The following is a 25,073-nucleotide window of genomic DNA, read 5'->3' on the forward strand; positions in this document are numbered from 1 at the left end:
CTCCCGTGTGCCGGTGCCGCCCAGAGCAAAAGGTCCCGGACCGACGTGCAAGACCCCGGCTGGGAATCCGCGGCGGACCAGCCACTAAACTGGGAGCCATGACTGCCACCCGTGACTTCGCAGCCGACGCTGCCGCTGCCCGTGCCCGACTGCTGGAACTGATCAAGGAACTGGCCGTAGTCCGCGGCAAGGTCATCCTCTCCAGCGGCGCCGAGGCCGACTACTACATCGACCTGCGCCGCATCACCCTGCACCACGAGGCGTCCAAACTCGTCGGGCAGGTCATGCTCTCGCTGATGGAGGACGCCGGGATCGATTTCGAGTGCGCCGGGGGACTCACCATGGGGGCGGACCCGGTGGGCACGGCCGTCATGCATGCCGCCGTCGACGCCGGCCGCCCGGTGGACGCGTTCGTCGTCCGCAAGGCGCAGAAGTCCTACGGCATGGGACGCCAGGTGGAAGGCCCCTCGGTCGAGGGCCGCAAGGTCCTGGTCCTGGAGGACACCTCAACAACCGGCGGGTCCGCGCTGACCGCCGTCGAAGGCGTCCGCAAGGCCGGCGGCAACGTGGTGGCCGTCGCCGTGATCGTGGACCGCGACACCGGAGCCAAGGAAAAGATCGAGGCCGAAGCCGGCGTTCCGTACCTCTTCGCCTTCGGCAAGGACGAACTGGGCCTCAACTAGCGTTTCTCCCTCAGCTGACGCGGGTGGACGGTGCCTAGGGGGTGACTTATCATTTCTTAAATACCCCCCGTCCGTACCCGCATCTGGAGAAACGCGACATGCTCCCGCCCCCTGAAGACTTGACCGCTGACTCCGTCAACACTGTCGACCAGATCCAGAACCTGATCCTGGACAGCGCAGACTTCGAAGCGTTCCTGAACGAACTCGCGCGTTTTTCCGCGCACCAGGTGGCCGGCTCCGGCGACGACGCGCTGTGCGGAATCACCCTGCTCCGGGACCGTAAGGCCGCCACGATCGGGTGGAGCAGCGACTCCGCCCGCGAAGTGGACGAGATCCAGTACTCACTGTCCCAGGGCCCCTGCCTGACCGCCGCCAAGGAGGAACGGGAAGTCTACGTCCCGGACCTCTTCGACGAGGACCGCTGGGGCCCTGACTACGYCTCCGCCGTCGCCTCGCACGGCCTGCGCTCGGTGTTGTCGGTGCCTTTCCACCTCCAGGGCGAAGCCCAGGCGGCCCTGAACCTGTACTCCGATGTCCCGCACAAGTTCGACGGCGACGTCGCGGTCCGGGCCCGCGGGTACACCCGTGAAATCTCCCAGGCGCTGCGGCTGGCAGTCCGCTTCTCGCTGCACACGGACAGCGCCACGAACCTGCGCGCCACGCTCGAATCCCGGACCGTGATCGACATGGCCATCGGGATCGTCATGGCCCAGAACCGTTGCGACCAGGAAACCGCGGTCCGGATCCTCACCGATGCCTCCAGCAACGGCAACGTCAAACTCCGCGACATCGCCGCCTCACTGGTGCAATCTGTCGGCGGAACGGCTACCAGGACGCACTACGAAGAGCCGAACCGGCGGCAGGCTGGCTGAACCGGCAGCGGCCTATGACTTGTGTGCGACCACAAGCGCGGATACGCTGAATGAGGTTGAGCCGTCGGCCGTAGACATCCTTATTTGGAGTACCTATGGACCAAACACTGCAAGCCCACGTCAAACTCGATGTCGTTTCCGACGTCGTCCGGATTAGTGTCCGGGGGAGCCTCACACAAGCCTCCCGCCCCTCCCTGATGCAAATTATCCAGCGCATCCGCCGCATGGGGATCATCTCGCACATCCGCGTCGACCTCGGCCTGGCCGCATTCGTGGAATCAGCGGCGCTGGCCGGCCTGCGCAACGACCTCAACGCAATCGACGGCGGGGCCTCCGGCTCGGAGGTCGCCGGCATGCCGGCTCCCGGTGGAGTCTCCCTGGAACTGACCGCGCACCGCGACGATTCCGCTGCATTGCCACCTCTGGACATGGCCGGGGAATTTACGGCCTCGATCGATCCCTCAGGCACCCGGAAGCTGAACCGGTTCTCCGACGACGAACTCTTCGCCGCGAGCGACTCCGTGTTCGGCCTTCTCGATGATCCCGCTGACATGGCCCGCTCGGAACTCCTGGCGACCTATGACGAGATCGGCATGGAAATCAGCCGCCGCGAGGTCGGCCGCGAGCCCGAACCCGCGTAACCGGCAACGGCGCTTCAACGGCGTGCCAGCGGCCCCAACCGCGCCAGCGGCCCGCCAACCGCGCTTCCACGCTGAGCTTCGGGACCGCTGTATGGTCCGGTTTCTCATCCCCGCCGAAGCGTGGATACGGTAGAGATGTGCCGGCCGAGATGGATCCGAACCATCCGCGAGGCCCCGGTGCTTCCGAGGCCCGCATGCTCCGCCGCGCCGTTGAGCTTAAACGGGTTTCCCGGCGATCGTTCCTGATCGGCGCAGGGTCCGCGTCGCTGCTGGCGGCGGACATGCTGTTCACTCAGCGCGTGCAGGCCGAGCGGCGTGTCAGCCGGATCCTCGAAGTACCTGATGACGTTGCCGAACGGTATTACCCCCACGCCAGCTGGATCCTGTTCCCCGGCTACAAAACGAGCTGGGAAGAAGCCCTGTGGATCCTGAACGCGCTGCGCGGCTCCCTGAACAAGAGGGGCCAGCTCGCCGCCGTCGGGTATTCCAACGAAGGCCTGGACATCGAGGAGGTGGTCATCGCCGTGATCGAGCACGTCCGCGCCCACAATCTCACCACCCTCTACTTCTACGGCCATAGTTTTGGCGGCATGGTGGCAACCCAGGTGGCGGCCCGGCTGCGCGAACTGCACGGCGTCGAAGTGGCGTTCATCCTGCTCGACTCCAGCCCGGCAGGCCGGCACGACGTGCTGGACCAGAGCTGGTTCGAGGGTGTGGTGATGCTCTACGAAAGCGGGTTCCGCTTCCCCACAGTGCTGCGCGGCGGCTATGAGCTCGGCGAGAGGATGCTGCACAAGAATGAACGCAGTTGGGGTCAGGTGGTGGACCAGACACTGGAACAGCTGTCCCCGATCGCGCCGTCCAGCGTGCTGATCCAGTCCGAATCCGCCTATATCTTCCACTTTGAGGCCAGCCGTTTCGTCGGGAAGCTGGGCGAAACGAAGATGGCGTTCATCGGCAACCCCCGGGACAAGACGGTGGATTACGAGACCGCCCGGGACACCTGGTCACTGTCCTTCAAAACCAACATGGTCTCGGATGACCTGCGCACCGACGGGGCGAGGCCGGAGCACGCGAGCCCTGGCTGGAGCCCGTTCATCTACCGGCCCAYCATCGAAAAACTCCAGGACGACCTCTTCCCGCTGCCGGGCGGCGGCGGGAAGAAGACCGCGTTCTGAGGTATCGCGTCCTGGGGTGTTGCTCAGATCTGGTTCTTGAGGTCCGCCACGGAATTCAGGATCTGGTTCGGCCGGAACGGATACGCGGCGATATCGTCCCGGTGGGTGATGCCGCTGAGCACCAGCACCGTGTGCAGGCCCGCCTCCATGCCGGCGATGATGTCGGTGTCCATGCGGTCGCCGATCATGGCCGTGGTTTCCGAGTGCGCGTCGATCTGGTTCATCGCCGACCGGAACATCATCGGGTTGGGCTTGCCCACAATGTACGGTTCGCGCCCCGTGGCCTTGGTGATGAGGGCGGCGATGGCCCCGGTGGCAGGCATGGGTCCGTCCTTCGAGGGCCCGGTGGCGTCCGGGTTGGTGGCGATGAAACGCGCGCCGGCGAGGATCAGGCGGATGGCCATGGTGATGGCTTCAAACGAATAGGTGCGGGTCTCGCCGAGCACCACGAAGTCGGGGTTCTGGTCGGTGAGGATGAAGCCGGCCTCGTGGAGCGCCGTCGTGAGTCCTGCTTCGCCGATCGTGTAGGCGCGGTTCCCCGACTCCGAACCGCGGACCTGGTCCTTGAGGAACTGGGCCGTGGCCAGGGCCGAGGTCCAGATGTTCTCCTCCGGGATTTCCAGCCCGGAAGAGCTCAGCCGGGCCGCGAGGTCCCGGGGCGTGAAGATCGAGTTGTTGGTCAGCACGAGGAACCGCTTGGAGGTGTCCACCCAGCGCTGGATCAGCTCCGCCGCGCCCGGGATGGGCTGGTTCTCGTGGACCAGCACGCCGTCCATGTCCGTGAGCCAGCACTCGATTTCCTGGCCGCTGCGGTACATCGAGGCGTACGAACGGCCCTCGTCTGAATCGGTACCCTGCTCTTCGCGCTGATCTGCCATGCTGTCCTCCGCCTAAGTGTGCCGCTTCCTGTCACCCAGTCTAATGTTGAGGCGTGACTGAACCCGAGATCCCCGCCCCGTCCCTCCCCGCCGCAGAGGAAGGGCCGGAACCGAAGGCGGAGGTCGGCGTCGGACCCTGGGAAGGCGAAGTTCCCCAGGGCGGGCACTGGGACCCGGACCTGCTGGCGGACGGCGACCGGCGCAACGTGGTGGACAAATACCGCTACTGGAAGCACGAGGCGATCGTGGCCGACCTGGACTCCAAGCGGCACAACTTCCACATCGCGATCGAGAACTGGCAGCACGACCTCAACATCGGCACCGTGGTCCGGACCGCCAACGCGTTCCTCGCCAAGGAAGTCCACATCATCGGACGACGCCGGTGGAACCGCCGCGGGGCCATGGTCACCGACCGCTACCAGCACGTCCGCCACCACCCCACCGTTGAGGACTTCGTGGCCTGGGCGCAGGGGGAGGGGCTGGCGATCATCGGGATCGACATCTTCCCGGACTCGGTGCCGCTGGAGACCTACGAACTGCCCAAGGACTGCGTCCTGGTCTTCGGCCAGGAAGGCCCGGGCCTGACCCCTGAAGTCCACGAAGCGGCGCTGGACACCCTGTCGATCGAGCAGTTCGGCTCCACCCGCTCCATCAACGCGGCCTCCGCCGCCGCGATCGCGATGCACGCCTGGATCCGCCGCCACGTGTTCGGCCAGCTCCCGGGCTAAAGCCACTCTTAGGCGTCCGTGGCCCGGGGTTCCGTACCGACAAGCGAGCCGTTGACGTGGATCGCAAACCAGCAGACGCTGTCGGTGCTAGGCGAACGCGCGAGGAGAAGGATGTGGACCGGAACCGAAGACATCACCGTTGCACGTCGGATGAAGCCGTCCCGTTCGGCAGGGGAGCGGAAACCCGGTGAGCGGGTTTGTGGACAGCGTCCTGAATGTAGACCCGCTGCTGGCCCTGATCATCGTGGGCCTGCTGGTCTTCGCCGAGGACGCCCTCTTCGTCGGCTTCGTTGTCCCCGGGGAGACCGCCGCGGTTCTGGGCGGGGTCGTGGCCGGCCGCGGGGTCCTGCCCTTGTGGTCCGTGATGGTCGTGGTCGTGCTGGCCGCGATCATCGGGGACTCGGCCGGATACGAGGTCGGCAAACACCTGGGACCGAGACTTCTGGGTCTGAAAGTCATGAACAGGCGTCTGGCGAGACTTGAAAAGGCCCAGGAATTCCTGCGCCTCCGAGGCGGTTCGGCGGTGTTCCTGGGCCGGTTTGTGGCATTTTTCCGCGCCGTCATGCCCGCACTGGCCGGCAGCTCACGGATGCCCTACCTGAAGTTTCTGGCCTTCAACGCCGCCGGCGGCCTGGTGTGGGGTGCAGGATTTGTCCTGCTCGGTTACCTGGCCGGGAACTCCTACGAAGCGGCAGCCACATCTGCCGGACGCGGCGTCACCGCTGTGGTCGCGGTAGTCGTCGTGGCAGCCGTCATCACGTTGCGGATCCGGAAAGCCCGCGCCACGCGTAAAGCCAGGGCCACGCGCACCGCCAGCGGCCGGCGCAACGCCGGCGGCGGGGCCGGCGCCGGCCAGTCCGCCGGCAGGCCGGAACCATGACCGAAGCGCCCGGCCGCGAGTGTTACAGGGGCCACGTGACCGGAGACACGGCCCCGGCGCAGGAATGGCTAGGATGGTTCCTAGCCGACGAGGTTCCCTCCAGGATCACCAGCCCGTAGACGAAATTCACATTAGGAGTCAGCATGCCCATTGCAACCCCAGAGATCTACTCCGAGATGATCGACCGCGCAAAGACGGGCGGCTTCGCCTTCCCGGCGGTCAACGTCACGTCCTCCCAGACCCTGAACGCCGCCCTGCGCGGCTTCGCCGAGGCCGAGTCCGACGGCATCGTCCAGGTCTCCACCGGTGGTGCAGCTTACTGGTCCGGCGCCGCCACCAAGGACATGGTTGCCGGCTCCCTCGGCTTTGCCGCGTTCGCCCGCGAAGTCGCGAAGAACTACGGCGTGAACATCGCCCTGCACACGGACCACTGCCCCAAGGACAAGCTGGACGGCTTTGTGCTCCCGCTGCTCGCCGCCTCCGAGGCCGAGGTCAAGGCAGGCCGCAACCCCCTCTTCAACTCGCACATGTGGGACGGCTCCGCCGAGACCCTGCAGGAAAACCTGCGGATCGCCCGTGAACTGCTCGAGCGCACCGCCGCCGCCAAGATGATCCTCGAGGTCGAGATCGGCACCGTGGGCGGCGAGGAAGACGGCGTCGAGAACGCCATCAACGACAAGCTCTACACCACGGTCGAGGACGCCCTGGCCACCATCGACGCGCTCGGTTCCGGCGAAAACGGCCGCTACATCACGGCGCTGACCTTCGGCAACGTGCACGGCGTCTACAAGCCGGGCGGCGTCAAGCTCCGCCCCGAGATCCTCAAGGACATCCAGGAACAGGTCGGCGCCAAGATCGGCAAAGCCAACCCGTTCGACCTCGTGTTCCACGGCGGCTCCGGCTCCTCGGACAAGGAAATCGCGGACGCCGTCTCCTACGGCGTCATCAAGATGAACATCGACACCGACACCCAGTACGCCTACACCCGCCCCGTGGTGGACCACATGTTCCGCAACTACGACGGCGTGCTGAAGGTCGACGGCGAGGTCGGCAACAAGAAGCTCTACGATCCCCGCGTCTGGGGCGCTTCGGCTGAGGCCGGCCTGGCCGCCCGCGTGGTCGAGGCCGCCCAGCAGCTGGGCTCCACCGGCAAGACCTTCTAGCCATGTCCGACGAGTTCCGGAAAAACCTGATGGGTCCCGAGCCCACGCTCCTGCCTGCCGAGAGCGAGATCTACCAGCATCTCGCGCTCGGCCAGGAAGCCGTGGACCTCGTGGCGAAGCACCCCACCTCCTCGCTCCTGTGGGCCATCCTCGCCGAGGAGGCCTGGAACGAGGGCCGCACCATCGATTCCTACGCGTACTCGCGGGTCGGCTACCACCGCGGCCTGGATTCGCTGCGCCGCAACGGGTGGCGCGGCGTCGGGCCGATCCCGTGGGAGCACGAACCCAACCGCGGCTTCCTGCGCTCCCTCTACTCGCTTGGCCGTGCGTCCGCGGCGATCGGCGAGCCCGAGGAGCCGGAGCGGATCGAAAAGTTCCTGAAGGATTCCGATCCCGGCGCGAAGGCGGCCATCGAAGCCGAGGGCTGAGGCGCCGCCAAACGACGCAACGCGGGGTCACTTACGGTCCATCCCACCACGGTGGATGGGCCGTAAGTGACCCCGCGTTGCGGTTTAAGCGGCGGATTAACGTGTTAACGCGTTAACGTGCGACGGCGGGCTCCCGCCTTGAGGTGGGAGCCCGCCGTCGTTTGTGCGTGCGTGGGTCAGCTGGCCTTGGCCAGGCCCGTGCGGGCCATGGCGTCCGCGTAGGCGGTGTGCATCTCCGCCAGGTACTCTTCCTGCCGGGCCGGGGTGCCGGCGAACGCCCGGCCGCTGAGCGAGCGGACCTTGTAGGTCTTCAGGCCGCGGCGCCAGATCATGGGCACTTCGGTCTTGAGCAGCAGGTTGGCCAGGCGGTTGGCCTCGGTGCCGTGGGCGACGATCACGGAGGCGCGGGGAACGAGGGCCAGGAACTTCAGCAGCGGCTTCAGGCCCGCGGAAATCTGGTCCGGCGTGAACTTGCCGTTCGGCTCGCCGGGGACGTGCCACGGGTGGACGTTCCAGGGCATGACGAACTCGGGGCGCAGGCCGAGTTTCCACTGGATGCCCAGCATACGGGTGGCGGCCTCGTCGTCGCCGGCGGTGATGAAGCCTGACGCGTCAGCGGTGCCGATGTTGGAGTACAGGCTGATGATCCGGCACTCGTCGACGTCGTGCATGGGGTCCACGTAGGGGACAGCGGTGCCAGCTTTGGTTGCCTGGAGGACGTCAAGGAGCTCGTTGACGGGGGCGACGTTAGGTTCGTACCGGCGGCTCAGAAGCTCTTCGCGGAAATTTTCGGTGGCCAGGGCTGTCATATGTTGCTGGGTCTCCTGCGGGATTGGCAAAGCTGCCACACCGGATGCAGGCACGCCGAATACGGGCATGCGGAGCAATGGTGTGGTTTGAAAATGTGGTGTGGACCGATTCCTGGTCGATCCTTATCAGTCTATCAAGCCCCGCGAAATGCGGCGCCGGGCTGGACCCCGCCGGCCAGGTGCTGCTACCAGAGCCGCTGGGTGGCGCGGCGTCCGCCTTCGCCGAGGGCCTCCAGCTTGGCGTAGGCGATTTGGGGATGCACCCTGCCGCCCAGCCCGCAATCGGTGGACGCAATCACGTTTTCACGTCCCACGAGCTCGGCGAAGCGCACGATCCGGTCGGCCACGAGATCCGGATGCTCCACGACGTTGGTGGCGTGTGAGACGACGCCGGGGATGATGACCTTCCCCTCGGGAAGCTTCGCATCCTCCCAGACGCGCCATTCGTGCTCGTGCCGGACGTTGGCCGCCTCGAAGGAGTAGCCGCCGGCATTGACCTGCAGGACTGAGTCGACGATGTCCGCGAACGGGATGTCCGTGGTGTGCGGGCCGTGCCAGGAACCCCAGCAGACATGCAGCCGGATCTGCTCCTGGGGAAGACCGCGCAGCGCCCAGTTCGTTGCTTCGACCCGGAGTTGGATGAACTTCAGGTAGTCCGCCAGGCTCGGCTCGGGGTTGATCTGGTCCCAGCTCTCGGCCAGGGAGGGGTCGTCGAGCTGGACTGTCAGGCCGGCGTCGATGATGGCCTTGTATTCCTCGCGCATCGCGTCGGCGCAGGCGTAGAGGAGTTCCTCGTCGCTGCCGTAGTAATCGTTGGCCACCCGGGCGCACGAACCGGGCGAGAGGGAGGCGATGAACCCCTCGGCGAGCCCGGCCGCGGCCAGTCCGGTCTTGAGGTTGGCAACGTCCGAGGCCACGAGCTCCTGGCCCGTGTACGTCAGTGGCCCGGCGACCTTGGGCTGCGTGACGGCCTTGCGGTGGGCCAGGATCCCGGAGGAGGGGTCGTTGTAGGCGTCATCGAACTTCTGCCGGTCCCGGCGGTCCGGGAAGGAGGTCAGGACGATGTGGCCGGGCGAGGAGCGGTGCACCGTGGCGTCGGCCCAGCGGTCCACGTCGGTCGGTTCCAGGCCGCCGAGCCGTGAGAAGGAGTAATTCCACCAGGCGCCGTAGTCCACGGAGCTGGACATCGTATGCCCGTACTCGCCGTCATTGGGTATGTCGATGCCCAGCTCCTTCTGGCGCTGGACGACGTCCACTATCGAGGTTTCGAGCAGGTCCAGGAATTCGGGCGTGATGCCGTCGGTTTCCTTGGCCTCGTTTGCGGCGATCAGCTCCGGCGTGCGGGGCAATGAGCCGGCATGGGTCACACGGATGTGGTCAGTGGTCCGGGGCATGGCGCGGTTTCCTTTCGGCCGCTCGGGATTCTCACTCCCACTCAATTCCACCTCGCGCCGTCCCGCAAGTGGTGCCCGCTATGTGTCGGGCCTGAGCTGGTGGATGATGCAGCTACGACGAACGCCAGGAAAAAGAACGGCTCGTCCGCCGCGGCGGACGCGTGGCCCTCCTCGCGGAAGCCGCCCTGGCGTTCACCACCTAGGCGGCGCGTCCAAGCAAGGACCCAAAGCGATGCCGGGCACCGATTTCGGCTAAACTTGGGTGGTAAGAGCCCCGGAACTCTGGCGTTGGATACGAACACAGCGATAGATTCGGGGCATTCTCATGAACGGCGCTGAACTGCGGTGACCGCCTGGTCACTAAACGCAGTTCGGCCCGAACGAATGGGGGAGGATCCCATGCCAGCAATCGTGATCGTCGGAGCCCAATGGGGCGACGAAGGCAAAGGTAAGGCCACTGACCTGCTTGGCGGCCGCGTCGACTATGTCGTCAAGCCCAACGGCGGCAACAACGCCGGGCACACCGTCGTCGTAGGCGGTGAGAAGTATGAGCTCAAGCTCCTTCCGGCCGGCATCCTGAGCCCGAACGCGATTCCGATCATCGGCAACGGCTGCGTGGTGAACCTGGAAGCCCTGTTCCAGGAGATCGACGGACTGGAGGCCCGCGGCGCGGACACCTCCAAGCTGCGCGTCTCCGCCAACGCGCACCTCGTGGCGCCCTACCACCAGGTCTTGGACAAGGTCACCGAGCGGTTCCTCGGCAGCCGCGCCATCGGCACCACCGGCCGCGGGATCGGCCCGGCCTACATGGACAAGGTGGCCCGCCTCGGCATCCGCGTCCAGGACGTCTTTGACGCCTCGATCCTGCGCCAGAAGGTAGAGGGTTCGCTGCGCCAGAAGAACGAGCTCCTGGTCAAGGTCTACAACCGCCGGGACATCGAGGTGGACGAGATCGTGGAGTACTTCCTGTCCTTCGCCGAGCGCCTCCGCCCGCTGGTCATCGACAGCACCTACGTCCTGAACACCGCCCTGGACGAGGGCAAGGTGGTCCTCATGGAGGGCGGCCAGGCCACCTTCCTGGACGTTGACCACGGCACCTACCCCTTCGTGACGTCCTCGAACCCGACCGCGGGCGGCGCCTCCGTGGGCTCCGGCATCGGCCCCACCCGGATCTCGCGTTCCATCGGCATCATCAAGGCCTACACCACCCGCGTGGGCGCAGGGCCGTTCCCGACGGAACTGTTCGATGAGATGGGCATGTACCTGCAGAAGACCGGCGGCGAGTTCGGCGTCAACACCGGCCGTCCCCGCCGCTGCGGCTGGTACGACGCCGTGCTGGCACGCCACGCCTCCCGGGTCAACGGCTTCACGGACTACTTCGTCACGAAGCTGGACGTGCTGACGGGCATCGAACAGATCCCGGTCTGTGTGGCCTACGACGTCGACGGCGTGCGGCACGACGAAATGCCCATGACCCAGACCGAGTTCCACCACGCCAAGCCGATCTTCGAATACTTCGAAGGCTGGACCGAGGACATCACCGGCGCCCGCACCCTGGAGGACCTGCCGGAGAACGCCCGGAACTACGTCCTGGCCCTGGAAAAGCTCTCCGGCACGCGGTTCTCCGCGATCGGCGTCGGCCCGGACCGCGACCAGACGATCGTGGTCAACGACCTCATCAACGACTGACACTGGCCGGCACCGACTGACGTGTCACCAACCGGCGTACGACGGCGGCGGGTCGCCCTTGCAGGGGCGGGCCGCCGCCGTCGCGGTTAAGGCCGCAGCCGTCGCAGTTAAGGCAGCAGTCACGCCTGGCCCAGGCGGGACCACAACGGTCCTAGGCGGGGTCTTCCGCGGACGTGAACCGCAGCGAGAGCCAGTTCTCCCGGCACGCCCTGGCGGCGGCCTCGGCGTCGCCAAGGCGGGCGAGCCGGATGATTTCAGCGTGCTGAGCCACCGATTCCCGGGCGGCAAATGAGCCGAAGCGCATCCGCTCCACCCGGCGCAGGACGGGGGTGGTTTGTTCCAGGATTTCCCGGAGTACCGGGTTGCCGCTGACCGTGACAAAGACGGCGTGGAAATCGTCATCAGCCCGCAGTGCCGACTCGACCTCCGCCGCCTGCAGGGCCTGTTCGAAGCGCGCGTTGGCCCCGGCCATGGCGGCGAGGTGCTCCTCCGCCAGGAGCGGGACCGCCAGGCGTGCGGCCAGCTCGTGCAGTCCCGCCACCACCTGCTGCGTGCTGAGCGTCGACGCCGGGTCGCAGGGGGCCACGATGGTCGCCTTGCCCGGCAGCGCAACCACCAGGCCGGCGCGTTCCAGCCGCAGCAGCGCCTCGCGGATGGGTGTCCGGCTCACGCCGAGCCACGCTTCCAGTTCGGCGTCCTTCAGCCGTTCGCCGGGCTCGAAGGTGCCGTCGACGATCGCGTTACGGATCGATTCAAAGACGTTGTCCCGCAGCAGCGGCCGCTTGTGGACTCCGGCGAGCGAGGGTACGGGCATGCAACATATCGTATATCCCTCTTGCCCTTCCGGAGCCCGTATCCGACAATGCAATATATTGCATATTTGCTGTGACCGTTTCCCACCGCGAGCGAAGGACCGACGATGGCCATCACCGATTTCGAACGCTACCCCCTGATGTTTGGGCCGAGCCCCGTCCATCCGCTGCCGCGGCTCAGCGCACACCTGGGCGGGGCGCAGATCTGGGCGAAACGCGAGGACGTCAACAGTGGCCTCGCGTTTGGCGGCAACAAGACGCGCAAGCTGGAGTACTTCGTCCCGGAGGCCTTGGCGCAGGGTGCGGACACCCTCGTCTCGATTGGCGGCTACCAGTCCAACCACACCCGCCAGGTCGCGGCGGTGGCCGCGAAGCTCGGCCTCAAAGCACGCCTGGTCCAGGAAAACTGGGTCGACTGGCCCGATCCGTTGTCCGACCGGGTAGGCAACATCCTGCTCTCGCGGATCATGGGCGCCGACGTGCGGCTGGACAGTGCGGGCTTCGACATCGGCATCCGCAGCAGCTGGGAGACCGCCATCGAAGAGGTCAAGGCCGCCGGCGGCAAGCCCTACGCGATCCCGGCCGGCGGGTCAGACCACAGGCTGGGCGGTCTGGGCTTCGCCAACTGGGCCTACGAGGTGGAAGAGCAGGAGCGCGAGCTCGGCATCTTTTTCGACACGATTGTCGTCTGCACCGTCACGGGCTCCACCCACGCCGGGATGATCGCGGGTTTTGCCGGCCAGGACAAACCGCGCCGCGTGATCGGCATCGACGCGTCGGCAACCCTGGCGAAGACCCGTGACCAGGTGGAACGCATCGCCCGGAACACCGCCGAGCTGATCGGCCTGGGCAGGGAACTCCGGGACGAGGAAATCAACGTCATGGAGGGCTGGGCCGGGGACCTCTATGGGATTCCCGTCGATTCCACCCTGGAGGCCATCCGGCTGGGCGCCTCGCTCGAGGCCATGATCACCGACCCCGTCTACGAGGGCAAGTCCCTGGCCGGGCTGATCGACCTTGTGAAAAGCCGGGAAATTCCGGCCGGCAGCAATGTCCTCTACGCCCACCTCGGCGGCCAGGTCGCCCTGAATGCCTACAGCGGGCTCTTCCGGTCCTGACGCGGCGTCGTCGTTAAGCTCCTGCGGCGACGGGTTCCCTGGCGGGGGCCCACCGTCGTCGTTAAGCCCCTGCAGCGCCGGCTCAAAAAAGAAATCAAGAAATTTCCGATTGGTGCGTAACCTTTCGGGCCCGCCCAGCGATTACTCCTTTGTAAGCGCCGCCGGAGTCTTGGACCCCCCACCAGACCCCGGCTGGCCTTCCACCGTAAGTGCCGGCCGGCGCCTGCCCCCATGGGCGCCGGCCAGCCTTTTCTGGCGAGAGCGGGCTGTCAACTGCCCCCATGAGGCCTCAGCCCGCCTTCAAACCAAAAAAACAAAGGATGTACGTCTGTAATGAAGAGTGTTAGCAAGACCACCAAGATCGCTGTCGGCGCCGCCATTCTGGCAGTCGGAGGTTTCTCCGGCATCGGACTGGCCAATGCCGCTCAGATGTCCGGCACCGAGCAGGCTGAAGTGAGCCACGCTACGCCCGCCACCCCGGCTATCCCGGCCACGCCTACGCTCCCGGCAAAGCCGGCCGTCCCCGCAGTTCCGGCCGCGCCGTCGACTGACGGCAAGGCCAAGGGCGACGCCGAAGCCGACGTGGACGGCACCGAGGGTGCCGTCGACGGCTCCGCCGACGCAAAGGACGGAGCCACCGTCAAGGGCGACGCCAGCGTCAAGGGTGCTGCCAGCGTCAAGGGTGCTGCCGGCGAGGCACGCGCCAACGCCAACATCCACGCCGCAGTTCCGGCCACCCCGGCGACACCGGCCGTCCCCGGTGCCAAGGGCGTTCCGGCAACCCCCGCTATTCCGGCAACCCCGGCTGTTCCGGCCCAGCCGTCGGTCGAGCTGCCCCAGCACGACAAGTAAATTTCGGCTGTTTAGCCTGGACCCGGCACGGGTCTGAAAGCAAGGAGGGAGCCCTCACTTTGGAGGGCTCCGGGGTGCGGCCGCTAGACTTGCGGGGGCCGCACCCCAGCAGTAACGGAAGGACAGCCTCTTGGCACAGCAGCTAAGCGATGACGAATTGTCAGCCGCCTTAGCTGGTGACCCTTCAGGTTTCAGCGCGGTGTACACGGTTATTTCCCCGGCCGTGCTGGGCTACTTCCGGGCCCGGGGCGTGGACGACGCCGAGGCCCTGACCCAGGATGTGTTCGTAGACGTCCTGCCAAAGCTGGCCGGCGTCAGCGGCGGTCACGCAGGTCTGAGGACCTTCATTTTCTCCGTCGCCCACGCGCGGCTGGTCGACTACAGGAGGCGGGCAGAACGCACTCCGCATTTGGCCGAATACGATCCCCTGAACGACGCCCGGTACTCGGCATCCGCCGAGGACGAAGCGCTCGGATCCCTGGGCGGTATCTCGGACACCCTCGCGAGGCTCAATGAGGAGCAGCGCGAAGTTCTGGTCCTGCGGATCGTCGCGGACCTTTCCATCGAACAGGTGGCCGGCATCATGGACAAGACGCCGGGTGCCATCAAGCAGCTTCAGCGCCGCGGGCTCAGTGCCCTGCGCGAACTCGTAACCGAAAAGGACCACGCAGCATCATGACCGGCACCCGCGACCCCCAGCAGGATGGCAGCATCCAGGCGATGCTGGGCTATTCCGGCCTCGAATCCGCGGCCGAGCTTCGGAGCGCGCTGGAACAGCTCCGCGCCGTGGTCCCGGATGCCGCTCCCGCGCCCCGCGCCGACCTCGCGGCCCTGCTCGCGGCCGGAACAGCCGGAGCAACCGGTCTTGCCGCCGCCCCTGACACAGCCACGACGACGGCGCTGCCAACCGTCGTGTCCGCGAAGAATGATGCCGATGAATCGCTGCCGGTCGGGGTCACCAGCCTGGCCGAGCGCCGCGGCCGGAAGCGCCGGCTGGCAATCGTCGGTGGCGCCGTCGTGGGTGCCATGACCCTTGGTGCCGGCGCCGTGGCGGCATCCAGCGAGGACTTCCGGCACAGCGTCAGCCACACCGTCGGGGTCATCTTCCAGACTCCGGGCCACGGCGGCGCACCGGCCCCCGAGCATGTCCAGCCCTCGCCGTCCACCATCCCCGCCCTTCCCGCGCCTGTCGCCACGCCGGGTCACGGCGCGCCCGGCCCGTCCGGGGCATCGACGCGCACCAGCTCCAGCACCCCGGGCGCCCCGGCGGCCGGACACGCGCCCCCCGCCACGCCTCCCGCCGTCGGCCGCGACGGCATCCTGCCGACCCCCGGGCAGCGGCCCGGGGCGCCGGGGCTGCCCGGATCACCCGATCTTCCGGGCGGCGGCGGAAACGCAGGCAAGGATCTGCCGCGCGTTCCGGGCCACATCACGCCAACCCTGCCGGGCGTCGTTCCGACCAAGGCCCCCGGCCAGCCATAAGCCGCCCTTAAATTCCTTTGTTAACCCGGTTGCGCTATCACTTAGGGCGGTTCTGGGCGCTCAGAACGACCCAAAGTGATAGCGCAACGGGTTGGTTGGCGGGGGGTTGGTTCGCGGCGGCTCGAGTTGGGCTGTTCCTGCTGTTTAGGCCAGGACCTGCCGCTTCGAAGAGATGACGCCGGTGTCGAATCCGGCAAGGTGCAGGCCGCCGTGGAACCGGGCATGCTCAATCTTCACGCAGCGGTCCATCACGACGTCGAGTCCGGCGGCCTCGGCCTCCTTGGCAACGTCCTCGTGCCAGGAGCCCAGTTGCAGCCAGAGGGTCTTGGCGCCGGCGGCAATGGCCTCGTCCAGGACGCCGGGCAAGTCGCCGTGCTTGCGGAACACGTCCACAATGTCCGGGCTTTCCGGCAGGTCCGCGAGCGACGGATACGTCGGCTGACCCAGGATTTCCTTCACCACCGGGTTCACGAAATAGACCTTGTACCGGGTGGAGGACTGCAGATAAGTGGCCACGAAATAGCTCGCGCGCGAGGGCTTGTCCGATGCGCCCACAATCGCGATCGACTTCGCCTGCCGCAGCAGGTTCAGGCGCTCCGGCGCCGAGGRGCCGGTCCAGGTCCGTTCTTCAACACTCATCAGTTCGCTCCGATCGTGCAGGCTTCAGCCTCTGCGGATGCATCCGGGGCTGCTGCTTCCGAGGCGGCGTCCAGTGCCTGGTCCAGGTCCCAGAGGATGTCATCGATGTCCTCGAGGCCCACGGAGATGCGGACCAGGTCCTCGGGGACACCTGCCGCCTCGAGCTGTTCGGGGCTCAGTTGCTGGTGGGTGGTGGACCCGGGGTGGATGACCAGGGTCCGGGAGTCGCCCACATTGGCCAGGTGTGAGGCCAGCTGCAGGGACTCGATGAACTTCTGCCCGGCGGCCCGGCCGCCCTTGACGCCGAAGGAGAACACCGAGCCCGGACCCAGCGGCAGGTACTTCTGCGCCCGCTCGAAGTGCGGGTGCGAGGGCAGGCCGGAGAAGTTCACGTAGGCCACGCGCTCGTCCGCTTCGAGCCATTCGGCCACGGCCTGGGCGTTCTTCAGGTGCTCGTCGAGGCGCTGGGGGAGCGTCTCCACGCCCTGCAGCAGCTGGAACGCCGACTGTGGGGACAGTGCGGGTCCGATGTCGCGCAGCTGTTCGCAGCGCAGCTTGGTGAGGAACCCGTACTCGCCGAAGTTCCCCCACCAGGAGACGTTGCCGTAGGAGGCCACGGGCTCGGTCATGGTCGGGTAGTTGCCGTTGCCCCAGTCGAAGCGGCCGCTTTCGACGATCACGCCGCCGAGGGTGGTGCCGTGGCCGCCGAGGAATTTGGTGGCGGAGTGGATCACGATGTCCGCCCCGTGCTCGATCGGCCGCACGAGGTAGGGCGTGCTCAGGGTGGCGTCGACGACGAGCGGGACGCCGGCGTCGTGCGCCACCTTGGCGAGGGCCGCAAGGTCCTGGACCTCCGAGGACGGGTTGGCCACCACCTCCACGAAGATCGCCTTCGTGTTTTCCCGGACTGCGGCGGCGTAGTCCGCCGGGTCGGTGCCGGCGACGAATGTGGTGTCCACGCCGAAGCGGCGCAGCGTGACGTCCAGCTGGGTCACCGTGCCGCCGTAGAGCTGGGAGGCGGCCACGATGTGGTCCCCGGCCTGGGTCAGCGCGGCAAAGGTGATGAACTCCGCCGCCATGCCCGACGACGTCGCCACGGCGCCGATTCCGCCCTCCAGGGAGGCGATGCGCTCCTCGAACGCGGCCACGGTGGGGTTGCCGATCCGGGAATAGATGTTGCCGTATTTCTGCAGCGCGAAGAGGTTCGCGGCGTCCTGGGTGTCCTTGAACACGAAGGAGGTGGTCTGGTAGATCGGCACGGCGCGGGCGCCGTGCTCGGCGTCGGGGGTGCCGCCGGCGTGCAGCGCGCGGGTGCGGAATCCGAACTTGCGGTCAGCCATTACGCGTTCACCAGCTTGCTGGTAGTGCCGGCGTTTGCCGCCGGGGTCCGGGACAGGTCCAGTTCGGTGCCGTTCTTGCGGGCGAGGTCGGCCTCGAGTTCGCGGACGATCGGCAGGATGTCCTGGCCGAACGCGGCGACTTCCTCCTGGAAGTGCAGGTAGCCGGTCAGGAACAGGTTCACGCCGATCTTCTTGTACTCCACGATCCGCTCGGCGATCTGTTCCGGGGTGCCGATCAGCTGGGTCTTGAAGCCGTCGTTGTACTGGACCAGGTCCTCGAAGCTCGAGTCGGCCCACATGCCCTTGCCGTCCTTGGTGGCCGCCCCGGCTTCCTGGACGGCGGCGCGGAACCCCTCGACGGCGGGCTTGTGCGCCTTCTCGACGATCTCGCGGAGCGTGTCGCGGGCTTCTTTCTCGGAATCCCGGGCGATCACGAAGCCGTTGAGGCCAAACTTGGGAGAGGGGAGCGCACCTTCCGTGCCGCGACCGGCGGCACCTGACGCCGCCACGACGCCGGCGATGTTCTCCTTGAACCCGTCGAGGTCCTTGCCGTTGGAGAAGTACCAGTCAGCCACCCGGCCGGCGGTGGCCTGCGCGGCCGTGGAGTTGCCGCCGAAGAAGATCTCCGGGTGCGCCCGGCCCGGCACGTCCACCGGTGCCGGGTTCAGGGTGAAGTCGGTGATGTTGTAGTACTTGCCGGACTGGCTGTAGTCCTGCTCGGTCCAGAGCCCGCGGAGGACCTTGATGAATTCCTCGGTGCGGACGTAGCGCTCGTCGTGTTCGAGCCATTCGAGGCCGAAGTTGGTGAATTCGTCCTTGAGCCAGCCGGAGACGATGTTCACGGCGGCGCGGCCGTTGGAGATGTGGTCCGCGGTGATGATGTACTTCGCCAGCACGCCGGGGTGCCACATGCCCGGATGGACGGCGGAGATCACCTTGAGGCGCTCGGTGGCGGCCAGCAGCGCCAGGCTGAACGAGGTGGCCTCGTGCTGTTTGTCCGCACCGTAGGAGGCGGCGTACCGGGTCTGGGTCAGGGCGTATTCGAAGCCGGAGTTCTCCGCGATCCTGGCCAGCTTCTTGTTGTATTCGAAGTCCCAGCCGGTGCGCTGTTCGATGGTGGACACCACCAGGCCGCCGGAGACGTTGGGGACCCAGTAGGCGAACTTGAGCGGTTCGGAAAGACGGGCGACGTTGCTGATCTCAGTCATGGGTGTTCCTTTACTTCCGGGTGGGGCTTGCTGTTGCCAGGATTTCCGCGGCGCGGTCGCGCAGCACATCCTGGATGCCCGCGATGGATGGTTCGTTCTGCAGCGAGGTGGTGTCGCCGAGCGTTGTGCCTTCGAACAGCTGGGTCAGCAGCCGGCGCATGATCTTGCCGCTGCGGGTTTTCGGCACGTCGGGAACGACGACGACGTCCCGCGGCTTGGCGATCGGCCCGATCTGCTTCGCGACGTGCGCCTTCAGCACACCCTGGATGTCGGGGGCGGCCGCCGAATCCTTCAGCACCACGAACGCGACGATCGCGTGGCCGGTCTTTGGGTCCTCGACCGGGCAGACGCCGGCCTCCACCACGTCCGGGTGGGCGACGAGCGCCGATTCGACCTCGATGGTGGAGAGCAGGTGTCCGGAGACGTTGAGGGTGTCGTCCACCCGCCCGAGGATCCAGATGTCGCCGTCGTCGTCATACTTGGCGCCGTCACCGGCGAGGAACCAGCCCTGCTCGGCGTATTGGCGCCAGTACGAATCGAAGTAGCGGCGCGGGTTSCCCCAGACCGTCCGGGCGATCGCCGGGCCGGGGGAGTCCACCACGATGAAACCCTGGACGCCGGGCGGCACCGTGTTGCCGGCGTCGTCCACGATGCGCGTGCTGACGCCGGGCAGCGGGCGGGCCGCGCAGCCGGGCTTGAACGCGGCGTCCGTCGGTGCCGGGGAGAGGATGGTGGCGCCGGTTTCGGACTGCCACCACGTGTCCACCACGGGGGCGGTGCCGGCGCCGATGTTGGTCCGGAACCAGCGCCAGGCCTCGGGGTTGATGGCCTCGCCTACCGTGCCGAGAAGACGGATAGAGGAGAGGTCGTACGTGTCCGGGACGCCGTCCGGGAACCAGCCCATGAGGGAGCGGACCAGGGTGGGCGCGGTGTAATACTGCGTGACCGCGTAGCGTTCGATGATCTCAAAGTGCCGGCCCGGGTGCGGGGTGTTGGGCGTGCCCTCGAAGATGACCTGCGTGGCGCCGTTGGAGAGCGGGCCGTAGAGCTCATAGGTGTGCGCGGTGACCCAGGCGAGGTCGGCCGTGCACCAGTGCACGTCCTCCTCCCGCAGCGCGGGGTCGGGGTTGCTGAACAGGTGCTCGAAGCTCCATGACGCCTGTGTGAGGTAGCCGCCGGAGGTGTGGACCAGGCCCTTGGGCTTGCCGGTGGTGCCGGAGGTGTACATGATGAACAGCGGCGTCTCGGCGTCGAACGCCTCGGCTTCGTGAGTCTCGGAGGCGGTGCCGACGGCGTCGTGCCACCACACATCGCGGCCGGCGGTCATCGGGACGGTGTCCAGCTCGTCCGCGGGAGTGGTCCGGTTGACCACCAGGACGTGTTCGATGGCGTTGTCGCCGGAGACGGCGGCGTCCGCGTTGTCCTTGACCGGCACGGCGGTGCCGCGGCGGAACTGGCCGTCGGTGGTGACCAGGAGCTTGGCGCCGGTGTCCTCCACCCGGAACTTCAGGGCCTCGGCGGAGAATCCGCCGAAGACCAGGGAATGGATGGCACCGATCCGGGCCACCGCGAGGGTGATGATCACGGTTTCGGGGATGACGGGGAGGTAGATGACCACCCGGTCGCCCTTGGTGATGCCGAGATCCAGGAGGGCATTGGCGGCTTTGGAGACCTCGCGCTGGAGTTCGGCGTAGGTGACGGCACGGCGGTCGCCGGGCTCGCCCTCAAAGTGCAGGGCCACCTTGTCTCCGCGCCCCGCCGCTACGTGGCGGTCGACGCAGTTGTAGGCGACATTGAGCCTGCCCCCTTCGAACCAGGTGATCTGCGGTCCGGTGCCGGCCTCGACGTCGGCCGGGACCCGGCGGTGCGCGGTGTGCCAGGGCTTGGTTTGCTCCGTCGCGCCGCCGGGCAGGTCCGCCCAGTCGAGGCGGAGAGCCTGGGTTTCCCAGAACGCAACCGTCTCTGCCTGGACAGTTCCCGCGGTCGCGGCGCCGCCGTGCCGGGGAAGGTGGTTTCCGAAGGTGCTGCTGCGGTGACGCGCCGGCCCATCGGCGGGGACGCCGTGCACTGCGCCGTCCGTGGACTCGTTCAGGGACCATCCCGAAGAGCCGCGAGAGGAGCCGGGCGCGTCACGCAGCCCTGCTTCGTTCGCCGTCGCGTCCGAAGTGGTTTGGGGGAATGCCTCGGACGCAGTCCGGGCAAAGGTGGGCAGGGCGGAAGAATTCTCAGGGGTCATTGCTGCACTCCATCGGTCCTGGCAGTAGCACCCTTGGTTGCTCCGGCTCCCTCGAATTTCACCGAAGGAGGGCGGAGCGGTGGCGTGGGAATGGTCGTCCCACGTCACCGGGGGGTTGCTGCGGCGTCATCGATCCAGGTCTCTCGGCCGCTCGGGATGGTCACTACCTACTAGAACTTCAGATGCACGATTCCGCAAAATCGGCGTCCGGGAGCGCCGTAATATTCGTTCACCCGGCGTGGGTCCTGCCCAAATCATTCATTTATTCGGCAATTGCCCGGAAAGGTCGCAGGAGTAAGGTTGATGCATGGCCCATGTTAACGATCCGGCAGTCATTGACCGCCTCATGCGAACCAAAGGCACGTGGGCGGTGGTCGGCCTCACCACCAACGAATGGCGCTCGGCGTATGAGGTCTCCCTCTATGTCCGGGACCGGATGGGCATGACCATCATTCCGGTCAACCTTCCGGGCGACGACGTCCACGGCGAGAAGGGGTACCGTTCCCTGTCTGACATCCCGGCGGAGAAGCACCCGATCGACGTCGTGGACTGCTTCGTCAACTCCCACAGGGTGGGCGCAGTCATAGACGAGGCCATCGCAGTAGGCGCCAAGGCCGTCTGGCTGCAGCTGGGCGTCTTCGACGACGCCGCGACGGACCGGGCCAAGGCCGCCGGGCTGGACGTCGTCGTGAACGCGTGCCCCGCCCGCGAAGGCTGGCGCGTGGGCATCTAACGGCCCGGGAATGACGATCAACAGATCGGGAAGAGTCGGTTACAAAATGTGACCGGCTTTTTCTGTATCCGGCCTCCTGCCGTGTGAGATGGACTCGTAACCATCCCGAGCGGCTGAGAGATCTGGCTCCGTGACGCCGCAGCAACCCCCTCCTTTGAGGACGGTGCTACCGCCAGGACCGATGGAGAACCACTGTGTTCTGAGGCTCCCCGGCTTCGCTCAGCGCTGCCCGGAAGCCCGGACCCAGGGCTTTCCTCGGGCGAGCCCGGAGGAAATCATGAACACGCAGACAGCGGCAGCGCCGCGGCCCCGAGCAGGTGGGGGCCTGTGATCGAGATCCAGAACGTCAGCACGTCATTCGCTTCGGCCGCGGGACCTTTCACGGCCGTCGATGACGTCAGCCTGCACATCAGGCGGGGCACCATCCAGGGCATCATCGGGTTCTCCGGCGCCGGCAAATCCACGCTGCTGCGCAACATCAACCTCCTCGAGCGCCCGACGTCGGGCCGCGTCCTGGTGGACGGCGTCGACCTGGTGACCCTGTCCGACGCCGAGCTCCGGACCAAGCGGCATGACATCGGCATGATTTTCCAGCACTTCAATCTCCTCAACAACCTCACAGCCCAGGAAAATGTGGAGCTGTCCCTGAAGTTCGCCGGCGTCGGGAAGGCGGAACGCCGGCGGCGGGCCGCCGAAACCCTGGAAATCGTGGACCTCGCCGACAAAGCGGGAACGTATCCGGCCAAACTCTCCGGGGGCCAGAAACAGCGGGTGGCGATCGCCCGCGCCCTTGCCACCGGGCCCAAAGTGCTGCTCTGTGACGAGCCGACGTCGGCCGTGGATCCCCGGACGACGTCATCGGTCCTGCAATACCTGGCCGACGTCAACGCCGAATTCGGCATCACAATCGTGGTGGTCACCCACGAGATGAATGTCATCAAGGCCATCGCGGACAACGTCGCGGTCATGGAAGAAGGCCGGGTGGTGGAGCAGCTCGACCTCGCCGAACTCCAGCGCCCCGGTTTCCACCCGGCGACGTCGATCGGCCGCTACCTGGTCTCCGATGAGATCCAGCTGGACCGCTCCGGGAGGGGCACCCACACCACAGCCGCGTCGGAGGGCCTGATCAATGTTTGACCGCATCCTGGAAGTCCTGCCCGAAATCGGCGTCGCCATGGGACAGACCCTCACCATGCTGCTGGTGGCCATCCCGCTGGCGGTGCTGCTCGGGACACCGCTGGGTGTCCTGCTCTACACCATCGGTCCCAACGGGCTCAAGCACAGGCCAAAGCTGCACCGGGTCCTGGACGGGCTGGTCAACCTGCTCCGCTCGTTCCCGTTCCTGATCCTGCTGATCGCGATCATTCCCGTGACCAGGTTCATTGTCGGCACGACCATCGGCACGGCCGCCGTCATTGTCCCGCTGACCCTCAACGCCATTCCGTATTTCGCCCGCTTCGTGGAACAGAACCTGAGCCAGCTCGGCGGCGGAGTGGTCGAAGCGGCACGGTCCATGGGCGCCAGCCGGTCCCAGATCGTCCGGGACGTCCTGATTGTGGAGGCGAAGCCCGGACTCGTCAGCTCCATCACCATCATGACCGTCAGCTTCATCTCCTACTCGGCGATGGCCGGACTGGTGGGCGGCGGCGGAATCGGCGACTTCGCCATCCGGTACGGCTATTACCGCTACGAAACGCCGCTCATGATCACCGCCATTGTCCTGATGATCCTGCTGGTCACCATCGTTCAGCTGGGCGGATCCTATGTTGCCCGGCGCCTGGACAAGCGCCTCTGAGCGCCGGCAGCACCCTCGTCCCACCTCCCACAGCGGAAAGCATCCCATGACTTCAACACCCAGTATCCGTTTCGACGGACCCCGTCCGCGCCTGCTGATCAGCGCCTTCGTGATGAACACGTCCAGCCACATCATGGGCGGCCAGTGGCGGCGCCCGGAAGCCCAGCAGCACCGGTTCAACGAACTCCAGCTCTGGATCGACCTGGCCCGCCAGCTCGAAGACGCCAAGTTTGACGCGATCTTCTTCGCCGACGTCGTCGGTCTCTACGGCGACTACGACGGCGGGTGGGCATCGCTGCTGAAAAAGGGCCTGCAGGTGCCGTCCAACGACCCCCTCATTCTGCTGTCCGCGCTCGCCACGGGAACGCGGGAGATCGGGCTGGCCGCGACGTCGTCGGTGATTCAGAGCCATCCGTTCCAGTTCGCCCGGCAGATGTCCACCCTGGACCATATCAGCGGCGGCCGCGTGGCCTGGAACATCGTCACCAGTGTGCTGGAAAACGCGCACCGGAACTTCAACGCCACCGAGCTGACCAAGCATGACGAACGCTACGACTGGGCGGACGAATACGTCGAGGCCGCCTACAAATTGTGGGAAGGGTCCTGGGAAGACGATGCGCTGCTCCGGGACAAGGCGACCGGAGTCCACGCGGACCCGGAGAAAGTCAGCAAGATCTACCACCGCGGGCCCCGGTACTCGATCGACGGACCCCACCTCGCGGCTCCTTCGCCGCAACGCACCCCGGTGCTTTTCCAGGCCGGGAGCTCCGGCCGCGGCCAGCAGTTCTGCGCCGCCAACGCCGAGGCCACCTTCACCCTCGCGCCGAGCACCGAGGTGGCCGCGAAGTACACCGCGGCCGTCCGGGAACAGGCCGTTGCCGCCGGCCGCCATCCGGATGACGTGAAGTTCCTCCAGGGCATGCACTTCGTGGTGGGCGGCACCGAAGCCGAGGCGCACCGCAAGGCCGACGAGCTCGAGGACAGCCTGGACATTGAGGCCCTGCTGGCCCACGTGGGCGGCGGGTTCGGCGTCGACCTCGGCGGCCTGCCGCTGGACACCCCGCTCGGGGACCTTGAAACGGAAGGCAGCCAGGGACATCTCACGGCTATCCGCGCCTCCGTCCGCGGCGGCAACCCCACCCTCCGCGACATTGCGCTCTACCGCAGCCGGGCCAACCGGGTGGTGGGAACGCCGGACCAGATTGCCGACCGTCTCGAGCAGTGGCAGGACGCCGGAATCGACGGCATCAACATCATCAACCAGACCATCCCCGGCTCCTACACCGACTTCATCGACGGTGTGATGCCGGAACTGCGCAGCCGCGGCCTCGCCCAGACCGGCTACGCGCCGGGAACCCTGCGCGAGAAGCTCTTCGGCGCCGGGCCGCGGCTCAACGGACGCCATCCCGCGGCGGCCTTCCGGGGAGCCTTCACCGAATTCTCCGCGGCGGCCGAAAACCAGCGCGCCAGCGTTACCGCCCAGTCATAGCCCAGCGCGAACCACCACAAAGGACC

The 25,073-nt window shown here is 66.8% G+C and carries 25 protein-coding genes and 1 riboswitch; of the genes, 17 read left to right on the forward strand and 8 right to left on the reverse strand.

The features are described from left to right. Positions 1 to 98 precede the first annotated feature (98 nt). The 4 genes from pyrE (at position 99) to AC1DHX_RS03005 (ending at position 3,374) form a co-directional block, all read left to right on the forward strand. Positions 99 to 683 carry an orotate phosphoribosyltransferase gene (pyrE, locus tag AC1DHX_RS02990; protein WP_277528120.1) on the forward strand — a complete coding sequence of 195 codons (585 nt, stop codon included), beginning with the start codon at positions 99 to 101 and terminating at the stop codon, positions 681 to 683. Between the two features lie 98 nt (positions 684 to 781). After that, entirely contained in the window at positions 782 to 1,555 is a 774-nt protein-coding gene (locus AC1DHX_RS02995; protein ID WP_476899847.1) for a GAF and ANTAR domain-containing protein, read from the forward strand. 95 nt (positions 1,556 to 1,650) lie between these two features. After that, complete coding sequence (locus tag AC1DHX_RS03000; protein WP_223914539.1) at positions 1,651 to 2,196, forward strand: hypothetical protein; 546 nt, start codon at positions 1,651 to 1,653, stop codon at positions 2,194 to 2,196. A 149-nt stretch (positions 2,197 to 2,345) separates the two neighbouring features. Next, positions 2,346 to 3,374 carry a thioesterase domain-containing protein gene (locus AC1DHX_RS03005; protein WP_476899848.1) on the forward strand — a complete coding sequence of 343 codons (1,029 nt, stop codon included), beginning with the start codon at positions 2,346 to 2,348 and terminating at the stop codon, positions 3,372 to 3,374. A gap of 23 nt (positions 3,375 to 3,397) precedes the next feature. Here AC1DHX_RS03005 and AC1DHX_RS03010 read toward each other — a convergent pair whose 3' ends face one another. Further along, a complete protein-coding gene (locus AC1DHX_RS03010) occupies positions 3,398 to 4,252 on the reverse strand; it encodes an HAD-IIA family hydrolase (protein WP_476860029.1) in 855 nt (284 codons plus the stop codon). 53 nt (positions 4,253 to 4,305) lie between these two features. Here AC1DHX_RS03010 and AC1DHX_RS03015 point away from each other — a divergent pair, with 53 nt between their 5' ends. The 4 genes from AC1DHX_RS03015 (at position 4,306) to AC1DHX_RS03030 (ending at position 7,451) form a co-directional block, all read left to right on the forward strand. Beyond that, entirely contained in the window at positions 4,306 to 4,980 is a 675-nt protein-coding gene (locus tag AC1DHX_RS03015) for a TrmH family RNA methyltransferase (protein ID WP_476857644.1), read from the forward strand. A 187-nt stretch (positions 4,981 to 5,167) separates the two neighbouring features. Further along, positions 5,168 to 5,860, forward strand: a complete 693-nt coding sequence (locus tag AC1DHX_RS03020) for a DedA family protein (protein ID WP_476860030.1) — start codon at positions 5,168 to 5,170, stop codon at positions 5,858 to 5,860. 143 nt (positions 5,861 to 6,003) lie between these two features. Then, positions 6,004 to 7,023, forward strand: a complete 1,020-nt coding sequence (gene fbaA / locus AC1DHX_RS03025; protein ID WP_018776137.1) for a class II fructose-bisphosphate aldolase — start codon at positions 6,004 to 6,006, stop codon at positions 7,021 to 7,023. Positions 7,024 to 7,025: 2 nt separating this feature from the next. Further along, positions 7,026 to 7,451, forward strand: coding sequence for a DUF3151 domain-containing protein (locus AC1DHX_RS03030; protein ID WP_476850490.1), 426 nt, complete (start codon positions 7,026 to 7,028; stop codon positions 7,449 to 7,451). 176 nt (positions 7,452 to 7,627) lie between these two features. Here the strand turns inward: AC1DHX_RS03030 and AC1DHX_RS03035 are convergent, their stop codons facing one another. Continuing rightward, entirely contained in the window at positions 7,628 to 8,260 is a 633-nt protein-coding gene (locus AC1DHX_RS03035; RefSeq protein WP_028277428.1) for a uracil-DNA glycosylase family protein, read from the reverse strand. 185 nt (positions 8,261 to 8,445) lie between these two features. Continuing rightward, the gene (locus AC1DHX_RS03040) at positions 8,446 to 9,654 is read right to left on the reverse strand and encodes a cobalamin-independent methionine synthase II family protein (protein ID WP_476860031.1); all 1,209 of its coding nucleotides are present in this window, start codon (positions 9,652 to 9,654) and stop codon (positions 8,446 to 8,448) included. Positions 9,655 to 10,053: 399 nt separating this feature from the next. On the opposite strand from AC1DHX_RS03040, the gene AC1DHX_RS03045 reads away from it, so the two are divergent. Continuing rightward, a complete protein-coding gene (locus AC1DHX_RS03045; protein ID WP_018776133.1) occupies positions 10,054 to 11,343 on the forward strand; it encodes an adenylosuccinate synthase in 1,290 nt (429 codons plus the stop codon). 151 nt (positions 11,344 to 11,494) lie between these two features. Here AC1DHX_RS03045 and AC1DHX_RS03050 read toward each other — a convergent pair whose 3' ends face one another. Further along, positions 11,495 to 12,157: a GntR family transcriptional regulator gene (locus tag AC1DHX_RS03050; protein ID WP_476860032.1), complete on the reverse strand. Its 663-nt coding sequence runs from the start codon at positions 12,155 to 12,157 to the stop codon at positions 11,495 to 11,497. A 105-nt stretch (positions 12,158 to 12,262) separates the two neighbouring features. Between AC1DHX_RS03050 and AC1DHX_RS03055 the strand changes: the two genes are divergently transcribed. The 4 genes from AC1DHX_RS03055 (at position 12,263) to AC1DHX_RS03070 (ending at position 15,607) form a co-directional block, all read left to right on the forward strand. After that, on the forward strand, positions 12,263 to 13,273 hold the full coding sequence (locus AC1DHX_RS03055; protein ID WP_476860033.1) for a 1-aminocyclopropane-1-carboxylate deaminase: 1,011 nt from the start codon (positions 12,263 to 12,265) through the stop codon (positions 13,271 to 13,273). 333 nt (positions 13,274 to 13,606) lie between these two features. Continuing rightward, complete coding sequence (locus AC1DHX_RS03060; RefSeq protein ID WP_476860034.1) at positions 13,607 to 14,125, forward strand: hypothetical protein; 519 nt, start codon at positions 13,607 to 13,609, stop codon at positions 14,123 to 14,125. A gap of 130 nt (positions 14,126 to 14,255) precedes the next feature. Continuing rightward, positions 14,256 to 14,804 carry an RNA polymerase sigma factor gene (locus AC1DHX_RS03065; RefSeq protein WP_476850495.1) on the forward strand — a complete coding sequence of 183 codons (549 nt, stop codon included), beginning with the start codon at positions 14,256 to 14,258 and terminating at the stop codon, positions 14,802 to 14,804. Continuing rightward, positions 14,801 to 15,607 (forward strand): hypothetical protein, encoded by an 807-nt coding sequence (locus AC1DHX_RS03070; RefSeq protein ID WP_476860035.1) that lies wholly within the window; start codon positions 14,801 to 14,803, stop codon positions 15,605 to 15,607. The genes AC1DHX_RS03065 and AC1DHX_RS03070 overlap by 4 nt, the downstream gene beginning before the upstream one ends. A 144-nt stretch (positions 15,608 to 15,751) precedes the next feature. On the opposite strand, the gene AC1DHX_RS03075 is transcribed toward AC1DHX_RS03070, so the two are convergent. The 4 genes from AC1DHX_RS03075 to acs are packed head-to-tail and all read right to left on the reverse strand — an operon-like array spanning position 15,752 to position 21,030. After that, positions 15,752 to 16,246, reverse strand: a complete 495-nt coding sequence (locus AC1DHX_RS03075; RefSeq protein ID WP_476899849.1) for a CoA-binding protein — start codon at positions 16,244 to 16,246, stop codon at positions 15,752 to 15,754. Beyond that, positions 16,246 to 17,586: an O-acetylhomoserine aminocarboxypropyltransferase/cysteine synthase family protein gene (locus tag AC1DHX_RS03080; protein WP_476860036.1), complete on the reverse strand. Its 1,341-nt coding sequence runs from the start codon at positions 17,584 to 17,586 to the stop codon at positions 16,246 to 16,248. The genes AC1DHX_RS03075 and AC1DHX_RS03080 overlap by 1 nt, the downstream gene beginning before the upstream one ends. Beyond that, entirely contained in the window at positions 17,586 to 18,794 is a 1,209-nt protein-coding gene (gene sfnG, locus AC1DHX_RS03085; protein ID WP_476857654.1) for a dimethylsulfone monooxygenase SfnG, read from the reverse strand. Before sfnG ends, AC1DHX_RS03080 begins: the two co-directional genes overlap by 1 nt. 10 nt (positions 18,795 to 18,804) lie before the next feature. Beyond that, positions 18,805 to 21,030 carry an acetate--CoA ligase gene (gene acs, locus AC1DHX_RS03090; RefSeq protein WP_476860037.1) on the reverse strand — a complete coding sequence of 742 codons (2,226 nt, stop codon included), beginning with the start codon at positions 21,028 to 21,030 and terminating at the stop codon, positions 18,805 to 18,807. Positions 21,031 to 21,337: 307 nt separating this feature from the next. Between acs and AC1DHX_RS03095 the strand changes: the two genes are divergently transcribed. From AC1DHX_RS03095 to AC1DHX_RS03110, 4 genes are all read left to right on the forward strand, one after another. Further along, the gene (locus AC1DHX_RS03095) at positions 21,338 to 21,763 is read left to right on the forward strand and encodes a CoA-binding protein (protein ID WP_230008123.1); all 426 of its coding nucleotides are present in this window, start codon (positions 21,338 to 21,340) and stop codon (positions 21,761 to 21,763) included. A 97-nt stretch (positions 21,764 to 21,860) separates the two neighbouring features. Beyond that, positions 21,861 to 21,951, forward strand: a riboswitch (SAM riboswitch). A 139-nt stretch (positions 21,952 to 22,090) separates the two neighbouring features. Beyond that, positions 22,091 to 22,900, forward strand: a complete 810-nt coding sequence (locus AC1DHX_RS03100; RefSeq protein ID WP_476860038.1) for a methionine ABC transporter ATP-binding protein — start codon at positions 22,091 to 22,093, stop codon at positions 22,898 to 22,900. Next, on the forward strand, positions 22,893 to 23,558 hold the full coding sequence (locus AC1DHX_RS03105) for a methionine ABC transporter permease (protein ID WP_018776122.1): 666 nt from the start codon (positions 22,893 to 22,895) through the stop codon (positions 23,556 to 23,558). The genes AC1DHX_RS03100 and AC1DHX_RS03105 overlap by 8 nt, the downstream gene beginning before the upstream one ends. Before the next feature lie 46 nt (positions 23,559 to 23,604). Further along, a complete protein-coding gene (locus AC1DHX_RS03110; protein ID WP_476860039.1) occupies positions 23,605 to 25,047 on the forward strand; it encodes an LLM class flavin-dependent oxidoreductase in 1,443 nt (480 codons plus the stop codon). Positions 25,048 to 25,073: the final 26 nt, after the last annotated feature.

It is taken from the genome of Arthrobacter sp. 05N33_2 (assembly GCF_056397425.1).

Excerpts from the sequence above, each read along its gene's own strand:
- AC1DHX_RS03050 (WP_476860032.1), bottom strand. The coding sequence starts at position 12,157 with ATGCCCGTACCCTCGCTCGCCGGAGTCCACAAGCGGCCGCTGCTGCGG.
- AC1DHX_RS03030 (WP_476850490.1), top strand. The coding sequence starts at position 7,026 with ATGTCCGACGAGTTCCGGAAAAACCTGATGGGTCCCGAGCCCACGCTC.
- pyrE (WP_277528120.1), top strand. The coding sequence starts at position 99 with ATGACTGCCACCCGTGACTTCGCAGCCGACGCTGCCGCTGCCCGTGCC.
- AC1DHX_RS03095 (WP_230008123.1), top strand. The coding sequence starts at position 21,338 with ATGGCCCATGTTAACGATCCGGCAGTCATTGACCGCCTCATGCGAACC.
- AC1DHX_RS03040 (WP_476860031.1), bottom strand. The coding sequence starts at position 9,654 with ATGCCCCGGACCACTGACCACATCCGTGTGACCCATGCCGGCTCATTG.
- AC1DHX_RS03080 (WP_476860036.1), bottom strand. The coding sequence starts at position 17,586 with ATGGCTGACCGCAAGTTCGGATTCCGCACCCGCGCGCTGCACGCCGGC.
- AC1DHX_RS03035 (WP_028277428.1), bottom strand. The coding sequence starts at position 8,260 with ATGACAGCCCTGGCCACCGAAAATTTCCGCGAAGAGCTTCTGAGCCGC.
- AC1DHX_RS03000 (WP_223914539.1), top strand. The coding sequence starts at position 1,651 with ATGGACCAAACACTGCAAGCCCACGTCAAACTCGATGTCGTTTCCGAC.
- AC1DHX_RS03060 (WP_476860034.1), top strand. The coding sequence starts at position 13,607 with ATGAAGAGTGTTAGCAAGACCACCAAGATCGCTGTCGGCGCCGCCATT.
- AC1DHX_RS03070 (WP_476860035.1), top strand. The coding sequence starts at position 14,801 with ATGACCGGCACCCGCGACCCCCAGCAGGATGGCAGCATCCAGGCGATG.
- sfnG (WP_476857654.1), bottom strand. The coding sequence starts at position 18,794 with ATGACTGAGATCAGCAACGTCGCCCGTCTTTCCGAACCGCTCAAGTTC.
- fbaA (WP_018776137.1), top strand. The coding sequence starts at position 6,004 with ATGCCCATTGCAACCCCAGAGATCTACTCCGAGATGATCGACCGCGCA.
- AC1DHX_RS03010 (WP_476860029.1), bottom strand. The coding sequence starts at position 4,252 with ATGGCAGATCAGCGCGAAGAGCAGGGTACCGATTCAGACGAGGGCCGT.
- AC1DHX_RS03045 (WP_018776133.1), top strand. The coding sequence starts at position 10,054 with ATGCCAGCAATCGTGATCGTCGGAGCCCAATGGGGCGACGAAGGCAAA.
- AC1DHX_RS03105 (WP_018776122.1), top strand. The coding sequence starts at position 22,893 with ATGTTTGACCGCATCCTGGAAGTCCTGCCCGAAATCGGCGTCGCCATG.
- AC1DHX_RS03055 (WP_476860033.1), top strand. The coding sequence starts at position 12,263 with ATGGCCATCACCGATTTCGAACGCTACCCCCTGATGTTTGGGCCGAGC.
- AC1DHX_RS03110 (WP_476860039.1), top strand. The coding sequence starts at position 23,605 with ATGACTTCAACACCCAGTATCCGTTTCGACGGACCCCGTCCGCGCCTG.